This is a genomic window from Collimonas sp. GW821-FHT07E08 (genome assembly GCF_059418905.1).
Window position 1 is genome coordinate 36,112 of record NZ_JBWKQR010000014.1, and the last position, 17,094, is coordinate 53,205.

Annotated in this window: 9 protein-coding genes; 6 read left to right on the plus strand and 3 right to left on the minus strand. The window is 63.5% G+C overall.

Annotation, left to right across the window (positions count from 1 at the left end):
- The first annotated feature begins 4 nt into the window (after positions 1–4).
- From AC07RZ_RS18295 to AC07RZ_RS18310, 4 genes are all read left to right on the plus strand, one after another.
- Positions 5–5,002, plus strand: a complete 4,998-nt coding sequence (locus AC07RZ_RS18295; RefSeq protein WP_494669083.1) for an amino acid adenylation domain-containing protein — start codon at positions 5–7, stop codon at positions 5,000–5,002.
- Positions 5,003–5,094: 92 nt separating this feature from the next.
- Positions 5,095–6,480 (plus strand): lysine N(6)-hydroxylase/L-ornithine N(5)-oxygenase family protein, encoded by a 1,386-nt coding sequence (locus AC07RZ_RS18300; RefSeq protein WP_494669009.1) that lies wholly within the window; start codon positions 5,095–5,097, stop codon positions 6,478–6,480.
- A 53-nt stretch (positions 6,481–6,533) separates the two neighbouring features.
- Entirely contained in the window at positions 6,534–8,738 is a 2,205-nt protein-coding gene (locus tag AC07RZ_RS18305) for a TonB-dependent siderophore receptor (RefSeq protein ID WP_494669010.1), read from the plus strand.
- Between the two features lie 100 nt (positions 8,739–8,838).
- Positions 8,839–9,660, plus strand: a complete 822-nt coding sequence (locus tag AC07RZ_RS18310) for a formyltransferase family protein (RefSeq protein ID WP_494669011.1) — start codon at positions 8,839–8,841, stop codon at positions 9,658–9,660.
- A 71-nt stretch (positions 9,661–9,731) separates the two neighbouring features.
- On the opposite strand, the gene AC07RZ_RS18315 is transcribed toward AC07RZ_RS18310, so the two are convergent.
- Together AC07RZ_RS18315 and AC07RZ_RS18320 are read right to left on the minus strand one after the other, a co-directional pair.
- A complete protein-coding gene (locus AC07RZ_RS18315) occupies positions 9,732–12,056 on the minus strand; it encodes a xanthine dehydrogenase family protein molybdopterin-binding subunit (protein ID WP_494669012.1) in 2,325 nt (774 codons plus the stop codon).
- The gene (locus tag AC07RZ_RS18320; RefSeq protein WP_494669013.1) at positions 12,053–12,517 is read right to left on the minus strand and encodes a (2Fe-2S)-binding protein; all 465 of its coding nucleotides are present in this window, start codon (positions 12,515–12,517) and stop codon (positions 12,053–12,055) included. Before AC07RZ_RS18320 ends, AC07RZ_RS18315 begins: the two co-directional genes overlap by 4 nt.
- A gap of 209 nt (positions 12,518–12,726) precedes the next feature.
- On the opposite strand from AC07RZ_RS18320, the gene AC07RZ_RS18325 reads away from it, so the two are divergent.
- A complete protein-coding gene (locus AC07RZ_RS18325; protein WP_494669014.1) occupies positions 12,727–14,787 on the plus strand; it encodes an OPT family oligopeptide transporter in 2,061 nt (686 codons plus the stop codon).
- A gap of 98 nt (positions 14,788–14,885) precedes the next feature.
- Here AC07RZ_RS18325 and AC07RZ_RS18330 read toward each other — a convergent pair whose 3' ends face one another.
- The gene (locus tag AC07RZ_RS18330) at positions 14,886–15,575 is read right to left on the minus strand and encodes an ArsR/SmtB family transcription factor (RefSeq protein ID WP_494669015.1); all 690 of its coding nucleotides are present in this window, start codon (positions 15,573–15,575) and stop codon (positions 14,886–14,888) included.
- A 92-nt stretch (positions 15,576–15,667) separates the two neighbouring features.
- Here AC07RZ_RS18330 and AC07RZ_RS18335 point away from each other — a divergent pair, with 92 nt between their 5' ends.
- Positions 15,668–17,086, plus strand: coding sequence for an MFS transporter (locus AC07RZ_RS18335; protein ID WP_494669016.1), 1,419 nt, complete (start codon positions 15,668–15,670; stop codon positions 17,084–17,086).
- The last annotated feature ends 8 nt before the right edge of the window (positions 17,087–17,094 follow it).

Here is a 17,094-nt window from a genome sequence, read left to right on the forward strand (position 1 = left end):
GACTATTGTGAAACCTGACCTGCTTTCCCTTGCCGCCCGTTTTGCCCAGTTGCCGGATGCGCAGCGCAAGCTGTTTCTGCAAAAGCTGGCTGCGGCAGGCATCGATTTCCGGCTGCTGCCGATTCCGCCGCGCACCGAGCGCACGGCAAGCGTGCCGGCCTCGTTTGCGCAGATGCGCCTGTGGCTGCATGCGCGGATGATCGACGAACCAGCGGCCTATCATATTACCGAGCGGCTGCAGCTTGACGGTGCGCTCGATGCCCATGCCTTGCGGCTGTCATGCGATGCATTGATCGCGCGCCATGAAGCCTTGCGCACCACTTTCAGCGAAAGCGCAGACGGTGTGCAACAGACAGTGCATGCGCCGGCGCGCTGCCCGTGGCACAGCATCGACCTGAGCAATGTCGCCGCGTCCGAGCGTATTGCGCGTGCAGAGGAAATTGCGCGCAAGGATGAGGCCGAGCCGTTCGATCTAACGCATGGGCCGCTGATGCGCGCCTGCCTGATACGCCTGGACGGGAACACGCATTGGCTGGCGATTACGCTGCATCACATCGTATCGGACGGCTGGTCGGTCGACGTCATGCTGGCCGAACTGGGGTCGTTTTACCGTTCATATGCGATGAAAGAGACGGTTTCGCTGGCGCCGCTGCCGATCCAGTACGCCGACTACGCCTTATGGCAGCGCCGCTGGCTTGACGCTGGCGAACGCGAATCCCAGCTGGCGTTCTGGCGCGGGCAACTGAATGACAGCGTACTGATACTGCCAGGCGCCGTACCTCGTCCGGCGCAACGCAGCGCGCGCGGGGCGCGCCACCTGTTCCGGATCGATGCCCGGCTGGCGCAGCAAGTGCGCGCCCTGGCCAATGCACAGCGGGCGACGCCGTTCGCGGTGCTGCTGGCGGCGCTGAATGCATTGCTGGCCCGCGCCTCCGGCGAATCGCAGATCCAGGTCGGGGTGCCTGCCGCCAACCGCGAGCGCGGTGAAACCGCCGGACTGATTGGTTTTTTTGTCAATACGCTGGCGCTTGCCACGCGGATTGGCGTCACGCAGCCGTTCGCGGCGCTGGTGGAGCAGGTCCAGCGTGGCTTGATCGACGCGCAATCGCATCAGGATGTGCCGTTTGAGCAGGTGGTCGAAGCACTGGGCGTGGTGCGCAGCGCCAGCCATAACCCGCTGTTCCAGGTAATGGCCGCCTACGGCGCACGCAGGCATTTGCCATCGCTTGCCGACGTATCCATCATCATGCTGCCCTCCGGCTCGCCATTCGCCAAATTCGACCTGACGCTGGGTTTCGAGGAAAGCGACGACGGCGGCATTGACGCCGGCTTCACTTATGCGCTCGACCTGTTCGATGCCGATGCCATCGAGCGGCTGGCGGAACGTTTTGTCACATTGCTGGCGAGCGCGGTTGCCGCGCCTGCAACGATGGTCTGCGATTTGCAATGGCTGCCGCCAGCCGAGCGCGCCCAGCTGGACGCCTGGAATTGCCAGCAAGCGGATCAGCCGGCCGCCTTCAAGGCGGTGCATGAACATATCGCCGAGCATGCACGCGCCCGGCCGGACGCGCGCGGCGTCGCCGACATGGATCGTTCGCTGACGCGCGGCGAAGTCGACGGGCGCGCGGTGCGGCTGGCGCAGCGTCTGGTTGCCGCCGGCGTCAGTGCCGAGATGCGGGTTGGCGTTGCACTTAGCCGCTCGGTGGACTTGCTGGTTGGCCTGATTGCGGTGCTGAAGTCGGGCGGCGCTTTTGTGCCGCTTGATCCAGCCCATCCCCGGGAACGGCTGGCGCAGATCCTTGACGATGCGCAGATTACGCATGTCATTACCGAAGATCAAAGCCTGGCGGCGCTGCCGGTGTCGGATTCCCTGCGCATCTGGCGGATTGACGGCGACGACAGCGGCACGGATGTCGCAGGAATTGCGCCGGCAGCGCTGCCGGTCGTCGCGCCGACGCAGGCCGCTTATGTGATCTATACCTCTGGCTCGACCGGAAAGCCGAAAGGCGTGGTAGTCGACCATGGTTCTTTCGCCCGTCATTGCGCGGCAATCGCCGAGCGCTACGGCGCTGGCGAAGACGATGTGTTCCTGCTATTCCAGTCAGTCAATTTCGACGGTGCGCACGAAGGCTGGTTTTCCCAATACATGTCGGGCGCAGCCGTGGCGGTGACCGCCGATACGCTCTGGCCGCCGGCGCTGACCTGCAAGATGATGGTGCGCGAGGGCGTCACCATGACCTATGTGCCGCCCGGCTGCGCCACGCAGCTGGCCGAATGGGCGCTGGCGCACGGCGCTCCGCCTGCCTTGCGGTCGCTGACGGTAGGCGGCGAAGCGACATCGCGCGAAGCGTTTGCGCTGATGCGCCGGGCATTCCCGAAAGTACGCATCGTCAATGGCTACGGTCCGACCGAAACCGTCATCACGCCGATGCTGTGGATGTTCCAGCCGCACGATGATGCCGCCAGCCTGGCGGACAGCGCTTACCTGCCGATCGGCACCCTGGTCGGCGCGCGCACCGCGCATGTGCTGGATGCGCGGCTGAATCCCTTGCCGGTGGGCGTGATCGGCGAACTGTTCCTGGGCGGAGAAGGCGTAGGCGTGGCGCGCGGTTACCTGGACCGGCCCGCGCTCACCGCCGAGCGTTTTGTGCCGGATCCGTTCGGAGCGCCTGGTGCGCGGCTCTACAGCACGGGCGACCTGGTCAAGCGGCGCGCTGACGGCGTATTCGATTTCATCGGCCGCGTCGATCACCAGGTGAAGCTGCGCGGCCTGCGCATCGAACTGGGTGAAATCGAAGCGCAGCTGGCGGCGCATGAGGATGTGCGCGAAGCGGTGGCAATCGTGCACGGCAAGGGCGCCCAGGCGGCGCTGGTCGCGTATGTCGAATTGAGCGACGAGGCGCGCCGGCGCCCATTGCAGGCCGATGCGGCTGAACTGGACGCCCATCTGCGCCATACGCTGCCCGATTACATGGTGCCGGCGCATATCATCGCGCTGGATGCCTTGCCGCGCAATGCCAACAGCAAGGTCGACCGCGCTGCGTTGCCGGAACCAAAGCGGGTAGAGCGCGTGTACGAATCGCCTACGGCCGGCGTCGAAACGGCATTGGCGCAGATATGGCGCGAGGTGCTGGGCGCCGAACGGGTCGGCCGCGCCGATCATTTCTTCGAGCTGGGCGGCCACTCGCTGGCGGCGGTGCGGGTGGCGACCCGGGTGGCCGAACGGCTAGCGTACGATGTGCCGGTGCGCGCGCTGTTTGAAGCGCCGGGCCTGGCGCAATATGCGCAGCGCGTGCTGGCTTCGGCCCGCACGGAACCGATGTTTGAAGCTGAATCCGATGTGGCGGAAGCAGCTGGCATCCCCGATGCCAATGGCGTGCTGCCGTTGTCAGCTGCGCAGCTTGGCCTGTGGTTCTTGTGGCGTACCCAGCCGGAGAATGCCGCTTACAACATTCCGGTTGCATTGCGCCTGCGCGGTCCGCTCGATGCCGAAGCTTTGCGCGAGGCTTTCTCCTTGGCGGCTGCGCGCCATCCCGCTCTGCGCACCAGATTGGTCGAGCGGGCAGGCAGCCTGCCGGGCCAGTACATCGACCAGCACTGGCAGGCCGCGTTGCCGGTAATCGATCTGAGCGGTGAAGTCTCGGCGATGGCAAGCGCCGTCGCGCTGACCGACGAAGACGCGCTCACGCCATTCAATCTGCTTGGCGCCGGACCGTTGTGGCGGGCAAGGCTGCTGCGCCTGGCCGATGACGACCATGTGCTGTCGCTGGCAGTCCATCACATCGTGTCGGATGGACAGTCGATCGAGCTGTGGTTCGACGATATCCGCACCACCTATGTGGCGCTGGTTTCCGGTTCCGCGCCGGTGCGTGCCACCCCAGCGCCATTGCCGGCGACGCCGGTGCTGCCGGCGACGGCGCCGCGGGCACGCCTGGCGTTCTGGCGCAGCGTCCTGGGCGATGTGCCGGCCAGCGTCTTGCCGCCGCCTTCATCGGGGCGGCCCAGCGAGCCGCGCTGGGCGGCAAGCCGGATTGCCTTCGCGCTGGATGACGCCCTGGTCCAGCGTGCGCGCGCAATGGCGCTGGAAACCCATGCCACCTTGCCCATGCTGCTGCATGCGGCGCTGAATGTGGCGTTCTACCGTGCAACCGGCGCGGCGGACCAGCCGGTCGGCGTGCTGGCGTCGACGCGCGAATTGTCGGGCGACGCCGCCAGCCTCGCGCTTGGACTGTTCATCAATGCGGTAGTGGTGCGCACCCGCCTTGCCGGCAAGGATTCTCCCGCCACGGTCCTGGCTGCGGTGCGCGACAGCGCGCTTGCCGCTTATGTCCATGCCGATACGCCATTCTCCGATGTGGTCGCCGCATTGCGCTTGCCGCGCCCGGCGATCGGCAATCCCTTGTTCCAGGTGATGTTCAACTACATGCGTCCGGCCAGCGCCGCCGGGCACGATTGGGCCGGCCTTGCGCTCAGCGAATTCAACGATGTCAGGCACCGCGTGGTGTTCGAATTGGAGCTGGATATCGTCGAACATTCGGATGGCCGCGTGACCGGAGCGTTCTCGTATGCCAACGAACTGGTTGATGGCCGATTTGTCGAGGCGCTGGCGACGGATTACCTGGAGGTCGTACGCCAGTTCGTCGATGCGCCGCATGCGGCGCTTGGCACGGTCCAGCCTCGCTTCACCGATGTCACGCCGCAGGATCTGGCGACGGTAAATACAGCTGAAATTGACGAGTTGCAGGCAGAAGCGAGCCATTTTTCAGAGGCGCTGCAAGGAGTCTGGGACGGCTTGTTCGATGGCGACGCGCCATCGCGTGACGCCAATCTGTTCGAAGCCGGCGCCACTTCCTTCGATATCGTGCGCTTCGTCGACGCGGCGCGGGCCGCCGGTTACATGCTGGCGATCGTCGAAGTGTTCGCTGCACCGTATTTCTCGGTTCTGGGCAGGCGCCTGGCCGCGCAGTCTCCGATTGCGATGGCGGTGCGCGATGCCGGCTGAAGCCGGATTTGCCGCCTGTACCGCGATCGTCCAGGAATTTTTTTCAATCGTCACGCCTGGCGTGACGGGTAAAACTGATAAGGAACATAGACATGCAACGAGATAGCGTTTTTGACCTGATTGGCGTCGGCTTCGGGCCGTCCAACCTTGCGCTTGCCGTGCGCCTTGCCGAAGAGGCGGGAGCATCGCACCTGAACCATTGTTTTGTCGAGCGGCAGCCCGAATTCGGCTGGCACCGCGGCATGCTGCTGGACGATTGCCGGATGCAGATTTCCTTCCTCAAGGACCTGGTCACCTTGCGCGATCCGAAAAGCCGCTTCACGTTCATCAACTACCTGTTCGAGCGCGGCCGCCTGCCGGATTTCGTCAACCTGAAGAGTTTTTATCCGACCCGGGTCGAATTCCATGATTACCTGAACTGGGTTGCCCAGGCTTTCGACGAGCGCGTGCATTACGGCGAAACCGTGGTCGGGATCGAGCCGGTGGCCGCGGCAGGCAACAGCGGCCAGGTCGATGCATTGCGGGTTTTCTCGCGCGACGAAGCCGACCGCGAATGGCAGCGCGTGACGCATGCACTGTCGGTCGGGATCGGCGGCTCGGCGCGGATTCCGGAAATGTTTACCGCGCTCGGCCCGCACAACGTGATTCATACCTCGAATTACCTGACCTCCATCGACCGTGTGGTCGGCGTCCCGCAAAGCGGACCGCAGAACTGCCCTCGTAAGCGGATCGCGGTGGTCGGCGCAGGGCAGAGCGCGGCTGAAGTGTTTGTCGACCTGACGCGCCGTTACCCCGGCGTCGACGTCAGCATGGTGATACGTTCCAGCGCGCTGAAGCCGGCCGACGACAGTCCGTTCGTCAACGAAATTTTCAGCCCGGCATACACCGACATTGTCTATGCGCAGGCCAAGGATGTGCGGCGCTCGCTGATCGATCGTTTCCGCGACACCAACTATGCGGTGGTCGACCGTTCTCTCATCGAGCAGATCTACGAAATGCTGTACCTGCAGAATGTCGCCGCCGAGCCCCGTCATCGCTTGCTGGCGAATACGGCGATCGAAGCAGCGGTGCGCAGCAGCAACGGCCAGGTCGAGCTGACCTTGCGCGACCGCCTGAGCGGCCATGCCTGCGCCGAGCGGTTCGATGCGCTGGTGCTGGCAACCGGCTATGGCCGCGCCAACCACCTTGGATTGCTGGACGGGCTGGCGCCGTATCTGGGCGACGCCCTGGCGCAGGGCAACGTCAGGCGCGACTACCAGCTCGCCACGCCGGCGCACTTCAAGCCGCGCATCTACCTGCAAGGCTGCTGCGAAGACAGCCATGGCTTGTCCGACACGCTGCTGTCGGTGCTGGCGCTGCGCTCGGATGAAATCACCGCCTCGCTGGTGCAGGGGGAAAAGCAGGAGCGGACGTTCAGTCCGGTAGTGGATCAACAGAAAAACGGAGTGGGCGGCGGCCGCATAGCTTCCGCCCTTTGATGAAGAAAGCGGGTTTTCAATACAAACCGCATTGCAATCGGGAGTAGTAGAAGATGGAATGGATAACAGGTACGCGTCGGCGTGCAATCGTCGTTGCCGTGAGTGTGCTGTTCGAGGCAACCGCAGCTGGTCATGCACACGCGCAGCAGGCGGCGCAGCCGGCAAGCGACGCACAAAAAAACGGCAAGGCGGCAGACAGCACGCTGCCGGTCATCAACGTCAGCGCCGGTGCGGACGATGACGGCACCGTAGGGCTGGTGGCGCGGCGCAGCGCCAGCGGTACAAAAACGGATACGCCGCTCAACGAGATTCCGCAGACGATCAACGTCGTCACCGCGGCGCAGATCGAGCAGACCGGCGCGGCCAGCATCAACGATGCGCTGCGCTATATTCCGGGCTTTTCGTCGTACGGGTCGGAAGTGCGTTCCGACTGGTATTCGGTATTGCGCGGCTTTACGCCCAGCGTGTTCGTCAACGGCCTGCAAGTGCCAAGTACGCTGAACCTGGCGAGCTGGCGCGTCGATCCTTACATGATCGACAGCATCAGCGTGCTGCGCGGCCCGACTTCGGTGCTGTACGGCCAGGGCGATCCCGGCGCTATCGTCGATGTCCAGAGCAAGCTGGCCAATGGCGAGCGGATCCGCGAACTGCAGGTGCAGCTGGGCGACTACGCCAGGAAACAGGTTTCTGTCGATATCGGCGACAAGATAGACAAGGACGGCACGCTGTCGTACCGTTTCGTCGGCACCGGCCGCGACGGCAATTCGCTGACCGGCCCGCATGCCGAGCAGCGGGTCGCTTTCGCACCGTCGATCAGGTGGCAGCCGGACGCCAGCACCTCGCTTACCGCGTCCTTGACCTATCTGCAGGACTGGGGCGACGCCTCCAACAACTTCCTGCCGGCGCAAGGCACCATCCTGCCCAATCCGAACGGCAAGATTTCCGAAAACCTGTACACCGGCGATCCGACTTTCTCGCACTACCGCAAGAAACAGTGGTCGGCCGGCTATCAGTTCGAGCACAAGTTCGATCCGGTCTGGACCTTCCGCCAGAATACGCGCCTGATGCACCTGTCGCTCGACCAGGGCCAGGTATTCGGCGGCGGCCTGGATCCGGCCGATCCATCCCAGCAAACGCTGTTGCGCTATGCCGGCCTGTACCAGCTCAACTACAGCCGTTTCGACATCGACAACCAGGCGCAAGCCAAATTCAACAGCGGCCCGTTTGAACATACGGTATTGGTCGGTGCAGAATATAACCGCCAGAGCACGACCGACAGCGAATGGATGACGACCGGGACCAGCCTGAACATGTACAACCCGGTATACGTTCCGATCACCAACGATATGCTGACCGGCCCCGATTCTTTCCCGCGCACTTATACCAAGACCACGCTGAACATGTTCGGCCTGTATGCGCAGGACCAGGTCAAATGGCGGCGCTGGGCGCTGACGTTCGGCGGACGGCAGGACTGGAGCAACACCAGGCAGAACGATATCGCCGGCGGCACCAGCTTCCAGCAGGACGACCATGCATTCTCCGGCCGGGTCGGGCTGGTTTACCTGGGCGATTACGGTTTGTCGCCGTACGTCAGCTATTCGACCTCGTTCAATCCGATCATCGGCGTCAAGCTGGCCAACGGCGGCCTGGCCGCCCCGAGCAAGAGCCGGCAGATCGAGGCAGGCTTGCGCTGGCAGCCGGCCGGCAAGAACCTGATGCTCAACGGCGCGCTGTACCAGATCTACCAGACCAACGTGCAGACGCCGGATCCTGCCGATCCGACCGGAAGCTTGTCGGTGCAGAGCGGCGAAGTGCGGTCGCGTGGCGTCGAGTTCAGCGCGGTTGGCAATCTGTCGCGTGAGTTTTCTATCATTTCCGCTTATGTCTACCAGGATGTAAAAGTCACCAAGGCCAACGATTCGTCGCTGGGCAAGTGGCCGGTGGATATCCCGCGGCCGCGCCAGATGGCGTCGCTGTGGGGTGACTGGACCTGGCGTACGGGCGCGCTGGCCGGCTTCGGCGCGGGTGCCGGCATCCGCTACCAGAGCGGCAGTGCCGGAGCTTCCGATAATTCGCTGTATGTGCCGAGCTACACGGTGTTTGACGCCGGCATCCACTACGACTTGCCCAACTGGCGCCTGGCGCTGAATGCGACCAACCTGTTCAATCGCACCTATGTCAGCGGCTGCCAATCGGCGAACACTTGCTTCTACGGTAACCAGCGCACGCTGGTCGCCAGCGCCAGGTACAACTGGTAAGGCGCAGCTTTAAGCAACGCGTGGAATAGGGCCGACCCCCGGGCCGTGAGGTGCGGGGCATGGCGCCGATCATCAATTTGTCCGAATGGATAAGACATTTATGCCAAAGAAAAAACTCGTTTATATCTGGTCCCTGAGAAATGCCGCCGCCGACAAGGCCGGGCAGGACGTCGCGTACAAGGATGGTGCGCGCTACATGAAGTCGGTGCTTGAATACCTGGTCGAGGCGCTCAACCAGACTGAGCTGGGGAATATGTATTCTCTCGAAAAAGTCATCTACGACGACGATGCGGATTCGGCCGTCGATCGCGAGAAACTGAAAGAGTACGGGTTCTCTTACGAACCGGGCAAGCGCTGGTTTTACCCGCCAGGGCTGAGCGTGCAGGGGCGGCCTCTGAACGATTTGCTGCTGGCGATTCCGTCGGCGTACCGGCGGCTTGGGATGAATGCGCCGGAGCGGCCGGCAGGCAAAAGCGCGTTCGAAAAGAAGCTGCTCGACACGCTGGTCGAGCTGCAGGCCGATATCGTCGTATTGGACGGTTTGCTGATTATCCTGGACGAACTGGTGCGGCCGGGCAGCCGCTTCGAGCGCAAGATCGTCAATATCCATCCCGGCGTTACGCGCGCGGATTCGCCGTACGAGCGGCGCGGCGCCTATGCAACGCTGGATGCATTGCATGGTGCGCGCGGCAGGAAGGTGGTCGACTGGCAAACCATGGAAACGGTGCAGGTGAAGCCGCTGTACATGACCGGCGCCTCTTTCCATTACGTGGATAACGGCATCGATTCGGGTGAAGTGATCCACGACGTGCTGAAAACCGAAATCGACAAGGAAGACACGATCCTGGAGCTGCGCTGGAACAATTTCAACCGCAGCCTGTTTCCTGCGCTGCATGAAGGTCTCGTCAAGATCTACCGCTGACAAAAATAACGGCCATGCACGACAAGTCGCATGGCCGCTATAGAGAGTTACCGTCGCGGGTTACTGCGCGGTCAGCTCTTTTTCGCCTGGTCGCGGATCGGCAGGTTGCGGATGCGTTTGCCGGTGGCCGCGAAAATGGCGTTGCACAAGGCCGGGGCGATGGGCGGTGTACCTGGTTCGCCGACGCCGCCCAGCGGCATATCGTACTTGTGCGGCACCATGTGGACCCGCAGGTCGCGCGGAGCGCTGAAGGCGCGCAGCACTTCGTACTCATGGAAGTTGCCTTGCTCCGCGCTGCCGTTCTTGAAGGTGATTTCCCCGGTCAGCGCCAGGCTCAGGCCCATGATGCAGGCGCCCTCGACTTGCGAGCGGATCCGGTCCGGCGTGATCTGCGGGCCGCAATCGATCGCCATGTCGACGCGCGGAATGCTGATCGTGCCGTCGTCGGCGACCACCACCTCGATCACCGCCGCCACATAAGACATGAAGCTGTACGCAACGGCCAGGCCCAGGCCATGGCCCTTGGGCACCTTGCGGCCCCAGCCTGCTTCCTTGGTCGCCAGTTCCACCACCGCCCGCATGCGGCCGGTATCGAGCGGATACAAGACCGGCGATTCACCGTAGTTGGTGGTGTCGGACATCTCTTGCGGATTGACCTGGCGCGCCGGGCCGATCAGCTCCAGCAGGAATTCCCGATGGTCGCGCTTGGCCGCGGCAGCCAGTTCCGCCACGAACGACTGCACCGCAAATGCGTGCGGGATGTTGTAGACCGAACGGAACCAGCCGATCCGCGTATGCGCTTCGACTTCCGGCGCTTCAATGCGGATGTTGGGAATCACGAACGGGATATTGATCGCGCCCATGCCCAGTTCACCCGGCTGTTCGCCCTTGGCGCCGGCGACAAAGGTCGAGGCGATGGTCGGCGCCGCGGTGCGGTGCAGCCAGGCTTGCGGCTTGCCTTTGGCGTCCAGCGTGCTTTCCAGGTGTTCCAGCGAGACGGTATGGAAGTAATCGTGGCGCAAATCGTCTTCGCGGGTCCAGGTCACTTTCACCGGCGCGCCGTCCATGGCCTGCGACAGCAACGCTGCTTCTGCCGCGAAGTCAGGCTTGGATTTGCGGCCGAAACCGCCGCCCAGCAAAGTGACGTTGACTTTGACGTCGTCGGTCTTCCAGCCGAGGCGGCCGGCCACGGTGTCGCGCGTGGCTTGCGGATCCTGCACGCAAGCCCAGACTTCGCATTTGCCGTTGGCGGTGCGGGCGGTGGCGGCCGGCGGTTCCATGGTGGCGTGGGCCAGGTGCGGGATATAGTATTCGGCTTCGATGCGCTTGCCGGCCTGGCCCAGGACCGCCATGGCGTCGCCATTGTTGCGCACCACCTTGGCCGGCTTGCGCGCGGCTTCTTGCAGGGTGGCCTTGAACGCAGTCGAGTCATAAGCTGCGTGCGGACCGTTGTCCCAGGTGATTTTCAACGCTTCGCGGCCCTTGATCGCGGCCCAGGTGTTGCGTGCAATCACGGCGATGCCGCCGAGCGGATTGAACTTGGCCGGCGGCGGGCTGCCCTTGAGTTCGATGACTTTCACCACGCCCGGGATTTTCAAGGCTTCGGCCGGATCGAAGCTGGCCACTTTGCCGCCGTACACCGGCGGCCGCGCGACCACCGCATACAGCATGCCTTCCAGGCGGGTATCGATGCCGTACTGGGTGTTGCCGGTGACGATGTTGCGGAAATCGACGCTGCCGAAAGCATCCTTGCCGATGTAACGGAATTGCGACGGATCTTTCAGCGGCGCCTGCGTCGGCACCTTCAGCTTGGCGGCGTCGACCGCCAGTTCGCCGTAACCGAGCTTGCGGTTGCTCTTGGTGTGCAGCACTTCGTGGTTCTTGGTGGTGATTTCGGTTGCCGGCACGTTCCAGCGCGCGGCGGCGGCGGAGACCAGCATCAGGCGCGCAGTGGCGCCGACCTGGCGCATCGGCGTGAAGAAATGGCGCATGCTGCGCGAGCCGTCGGTGTTCTGGTTGCCGTAGCGGCTTTCGTCGGCGTTGGCTTGCACCACGCGCACCCGGCCCCAGTCGGCGTCGAGTTCGTCGGCCACCACCAGCGGCAGGCTGGTGCGGATGCCCTGGCCCATTTCGGAGCGGTGGGCAATGATGGTGACGACGCCGTCGGCGCCTATCGATACAAAAACCAGGGGATCGTTGACGGTGCCGCCAGGCATGTTGGCGCCGCCGTATTTTTTTGCCGGCGCAGCGGCATCGGCCGCCATCACCAGCCCGTTCACGCCTACCGTCAGCGCCAGCCCGGTGAAGGCGCCGACTCCCTTGAGCCAGGTGCGGCGGCTTACGGAAGCGACTTCGGTGTTAGCGCTATCTTTAGCGAAATCGAAAGCGGCGCTCATTTTGCGACCCCTTTGTCAGCGACCTGCTTGATCGCCGCGCGGATGCGAGTGTAGGTGCCGCAGCGGCAGATATTGCCGCTCATGGCGTCGTCGATTTCCTTGTCGGTCGGCTTCGGCGTGGTTTTCAGCAGGGCGGTGGCCGACATGATCTGGCCGGCCTGGCAGTAACCGCATTGCGGCACGCCCAGCGCGATCCATGCTTCCTGCACGGCATGGCCGACCTTGTCGTCGGCGATGGCTTCGATGGTGGTGACTTTTTTGCCGGCGGCGGCGCTGATCGGCGTGATGCAAGAGCGGATCGGGGCGCCGTCCAGGTGCACCGTGCAGGCGCCGCACAGGGCCATGCCGCAGCCGAATTTGGTGCCGGTCATGCCGATATGGTCACGCAGGGTCCACAGCAGCGGGGTGTCTTCCGGTAAGTCGATCTCGTGCTGCTTGCCGTTGATGTTCAGGCTTGTCATGGTGGGTTCTACCTTTCCAGCTTGGGGTTGATAACCTATTGATGGATAAATCGGGAGCAGTATAGTCGAATTGGCAATGCCTTGAATCCTTGCTATCAATTGACGTGATAAACCGCGCCTGGGCATTGTAGACCTAACTGAAATTCTTTGATTGAGCGCAACTGTTTCGGGGATAATTGGCAGATTGCAATTTTGGTGATGGAGTTCCGATGTCCGATTTGTTGAATAGAGCTGGCCGCATTCCCGACAATGTCTCGCTGCCCGAGCTGACGCTGCGAGGCATCATCCTTGGCGCCCTGATTACGGTCGTGTTCACGGCTTCCAACGTGTACCTGGGCTTGAAAGTCGGCCTGACTTTTTCTTCCGCCATCCCGGCCGCCGTGATTTCCATGGCCGTGCTGCGCATGTTCAAGAGCGCCAATATCCTTGAAAACAATATGGTCCAGACCCAGGCTTCGGCCGCGGGCACGCTGTCTTCCATCATCTTCATCCTGCCTGGCCTGGTGATGATCGGTTACTGGCAGGGTTTCCCGTACTGGCAGACCCTGGCGATCTGCGCCGCCGGCGGCATGCTGGGCGTGATGTTCACGATCCCGCTGCGGCACGCGATGGTGGTGCAAAGCGACCTGCCTTACCCGGAAGGCGTGGCGGCGGCTGAAATCCTGCGCGTCGGCAGCGCCGAAGTCGAAATCGACGGCGCCGCCGGCAAGGCCGGGACAAAGGCTGAAACCGGCATCGTCGACATCATGGCCGGCGGTTTCACCGCCGCTGCCGTGACCTTGTTCTCATCCGGCTTCCGGGTGCTGGGCGAAGGCATCAACCTGTGGTTCGCGGCAGGTCCGGCAGTGGTGCGCCTGTCCGCCGGCTTTTCGCTGGCCTTGCTGGGCGCGGGCTACCTGATCGGCATCGTGGCCGGCATCGCCATGCTGATCGGCTTGCTGATCGCCTGGGGCGTGGCCGTGCCGGTGCTGACCTCGATGCACAGCATCCCCGACGGCGTGACGCTGGCCAAATATGCGACCGGCCTGTGGAGCAAGGATGTGCGCTTCATCGGCGCCGGCACCATCGGCGTAGCCGCGGTATGGACCCTGATCACCTTGTTCAAGCCGATGCTGGAAGGCGTCAAGACCTCGTTCCAGGCTCTGCGCGGCGGCAAGGGACGCATCAACATCCCGCGCACCGAACAGGACCTGGCGCCGAGCTGGATCATCGGCATCACGCTGGCGCTGGTGGCCATCCTGGTAGCGACTTTCGCCAGCTTCCTGAGCGCCGCGCCTTTGTCGGCCGGCATGGTGTGGGGGCTGGTCGCCTATAGCGTGCTGTTTGCCGTGATCTTCGGTTTCCTGATCGCCGCTGCCTGCGGTTACATGGCAGGGCTGATCGGTTCTTCCGCCAGCCCGATTTCCGGCGTCGGCATCGTCGCCGTGGTGCTGGTGTCGCTGCTGATCCTGCTGGTCGGCAGCGGCGACGGCCTGCTGGCGACCGAGAGCGGCAACAAGCTTGGCATCGCGCTGGCGATCTTCACCACCTCGGCGGTGATCGCGGTGGCCACCATCTCCAACGATAACCTGCAGGATTTGAAAACCGGCTGGCTGGTCGGCGCCACGCCTTGGCGCCAGCAGGTGGCCTTGCTGATCGGCTGCGTGGTAGGCGCCGTGGTGATTCCGCCGGTGCTGGAGCTGCTGTATAACGCCTACGGTTTTGCCGGCGCCATGCCGCGCGCCGAGATGGATGTGACGCACGCCTTGTCGGCGCCGCAGGCAACCTTGATGACGGCCATCGCGACCGGGATTTTCACCCATCAGCTGAACTGGGACATGATACTGATCGGCCTCGGACTGGGCGTCGTGCTGGTGACGATCGACGAAGTGCTGCGCCGCCGCGGCGGCGTGGCGCGTTTGCCGGTGCTGGCGGTAGGCATCGGCATCTACCTGCCGCCGACGGTCGCTTCGACGCTGGTGCTGGGCACCTTGCTGGCCTGGGTGATAGAACGCATCCTGAAAAAGCGCGCGCAGAAGGCGGGCCTGCCGTATGAACAGTTTGCCGAAGCGCCAAACCGGCGCGGCGTGCTGCTGGCGTCCGGCCTGATCGTCGGCGAAAGCCTGGTGGGCGTGCTGCTGGCGGCCATCATCGGTTTTACCGGCAACGATTCGCCGCTGGCGCTGGTTGGCGCTTCCTTTGAAAACACCGCGCAATGGCTGGGGTTGATCGTGTTTGCGGTAGTAGCCTGGGTCTTCTCGCGGCGCGTGCTGACGGCGCGCCAGCAATAGGCGCTCGCCGGCTGCCGTGCAGCCGTCAAAAAAAATGGACCGGGCTGATTACCCGGTCCATTTTATTTTGCGAACTTGTTTCCAGCCGTGCCGGCCGGCTACTCGTGGTGCAGCGCGATTCCGAACTGTTCCGCCAGCGCGGCGCGGCCTTCCGGCGTGATGCCGACCACGCGCGAATGCTTGCTCCTGGTCAGCCAGCCCAGTTCCACCATGCGCTTCGCCAATGTCGCGCCGAGGGCGCCGGCCAGGTGGTCGCGCCGTTCGCTCCAGTCGAGGCAGGGGTAGGCGAACTGGCGCCGGCTCTTCTGCAATTGACGGGTATCGATGCCGAAGTCTTCGAACCAGGTTTCGCCTTGTTCCGATAACGAAAAAGTGCCGTCGCCGGCATGCAGCAAGCCGCGTTCAAGCAGGACCTCGGTCAGCCTGGTTCCCAGTTTCCCTGCCAGGTGGTCGTAGCAGAAGCGCGCGGTGCAGATGGCGTCGTTGCCGTTCGCGGGACCGATGCGTTTGCGCTTCGGGGCGAACACCATCAGGGATTCGATCAGGCGCGCCACTTCCGGCGAGGCCAGCCGAAAATATTTGTGGCGGCCTTGCGTGGTCATGTCGAGCAGTTTGTCTTCCAGCAGCTGGCGCAAGTGCGCGGTCGCGGTGGCAGGCTTGATTTCCGTGCCGTACGCCAGTTCCTTGGCGGTCAGGGCGCGTCCTTCCATCAGCAGCGCCAGCATCTGGATGCGGGTCGGGTCGCCGATGGTGCGGGCCAGCCGGCTGAGGTCGGGTTCATCGTTCATAGTTTGATGGTAACCGTACTGTTGTTGTGTGACAAGCGGGCGCAACAAGCCCAGAATTGAGCCTTGATCACTCAGGCAACGGAGCTGCTGCAATGACATCTCACCAACTGGCGCAAGCGCCGGCCACACCTGTTGCGAAAGCGGGCATGCCTGCTGCGGGCTGGACCATTGCTGCCAGCAGTTTCGCTTTTATCATCGTCCAGCTCGATATCACCATCGTCAACGTGGCGCTGCCGCAGATCGGCGCTGACCTGGGGGCGCGCGTTTCGGCTTTGCAATGGGTGGTGGATGCCTACACCCTCGGTTTTGCCGTGTTCCTGCTGTCGGCCGGCGCCCTGGGCGATAAATTCGGCTCCAAGCGTTTGTTCCTGGCTGGATTCCTGTTGTTCGCCCTGGCTTCGACCGCCTGCGGGCTGGCGCCGAATGCCGCTTTCCTGAACGTCGCGCGCGCCGTCCAGGGCATAGGCGCGGCGCTGCTGGTGCCCAGTTCGCTGGCGATCCTGAACCGTGCCTGCGCCCACGATAAAAAACTGCTCGCCAAGGCGATCGGGCTCTGGACTGCAGCGGGCGGCGTCTCGATTGCCGCCGGCCCGGTGCTGGGCGGCCTGCTGCTGGCGACCGCGGGATGGCGCAGCATCTTCTGGGTAAATATCCCGATCTGCATCCTGGGGTTTTTGCTGACCTTGCGCGTGGTGCCGGCCATGGCAAGCAAGCTGCATGTGCATTCCTTCGATTTCCTGGGACAGGTGCTGGCGATTGTCGCGCTGACCGGGCTGGTTGGCGCGGTGATCGAACTGCATCCGCTGGGGCTGGAGCATCCGCTGGTATTGTCCGGATTCTGCGTGGCCCTGGTCGCGGGCGCTGCTTTCATCATGGTGGAAAAGAAAGTGCCGCATCCGATGCTGCCGCTGAACTTCTTTCGCCAGGCCAGTTTTACTGCGGCCGTCCTGTTCGGCGTGCTGGTGAACTTCTCATACTACGGCGTGATCTTCGTGATCAGCTTTTACCTGCAGAAAGTGCAGGGCTACAACTCGCTGCAGGCGGGACTGGCGTTCTTGCCTTTGACCGGGACCTTCATATTCTCCAACCTGGCCAGCGGCTGGCTGATCGGCCGCGCCGGCATACGGCTGCCGATGGTGCTCGGCGGCCTGGTGGGCGCCTTGGGCTATGGTTTGCTCGGCACTATCGGCATCGCCAGCCACGCCAGTTTCCTGCAGATGCTGCCGGGTTTCATACTGATCCCGGCCGGCATGGGGCTGGCGGTGCCGGCCATGACGACCTCGATATTGTCGAGCGTGGAAAAGAACCGGGCGGGGACGGCGTCGGCGGTGCTCAATACTGCCAGGCAGGTCGGCGGCGCGGTTGGGGTGGCGGTATTCGGGGCTTTGGTCAGCGACGGTTTTGGCGGGGGCATGGTCGGCGGCGTCAGGATCGCCATGTGGACGGCGACGGTGCTGTTATTGGCGGCTGCGGGGCTGGGTTACCTGGTGCGGCCGGTTGCAACGCAATGACCCGATAC

What these genes read in the sequence shown, in the direction of transcription:
- AC07RZ_RS18320 (WP_494669013.1), bottom strand. Translation starts at nt 12,517, where the DNA reads ATGACAAGCCTGAACATCAACGGCAAGCAGCACGAGATCGACTTACCG.
- AC07RZ_RS18315 (WP_494669012.1), bottom strand. Translation starts at nt 12,056, where the DNA reads ATGAGCGCCGCTTTCGATTTCGCTAAAGATAGCGCTAACACCGAAGTC.
- AC07RZ_RS18330 (WP_494669015.1), bottom strand. Translation starts at nt 15,575, where the DNA reads ATGAACGATGAACCCGACCTCAGCCGGCTGGCCCGCACCATCGGCGAC.
- AC07RZ_RS18310 (WP_494669011.1), top strand. Translation starts at nt 8,839, where the DNA reads ATGCCAAAGAAAAAACTCGTTTATATCTGGTCCCTGAGAAATGCCGCC.
- AC07RZ_RS18325 (WP_494669014.1), top strand. Translation starts at nt 12,727, where the DNA reads ATGTCCGATTTGTTGAATAGAGCTGGCCGCATTCCCGACAATGTCTCG.
- AC07RZ_RS18335 (WP_494669016.1), top strand. Translation starts at nt 15,668, where the DNA reads ATGACATCTCACCAACTGGCGCAAGCGCCGGCCACACCTGTTGCGAAA.
- AC07RZ_RS18300 (WP_494669009.1), top strand. Translation starts at nt 5,095, where the DNA reads ATGCAACGAGATAGCGTTTTTGACCTGATTGGCGTCGGCTTCGGGCCG.
- AC07RZ_RS18305 (WP_494669010.1), top strand. Translation starts at nt 6,534, where the DNA reads ATGGAATGGATAACAGGTACGCGTCGGCGTGCAATCGTCGTTGCCGTG.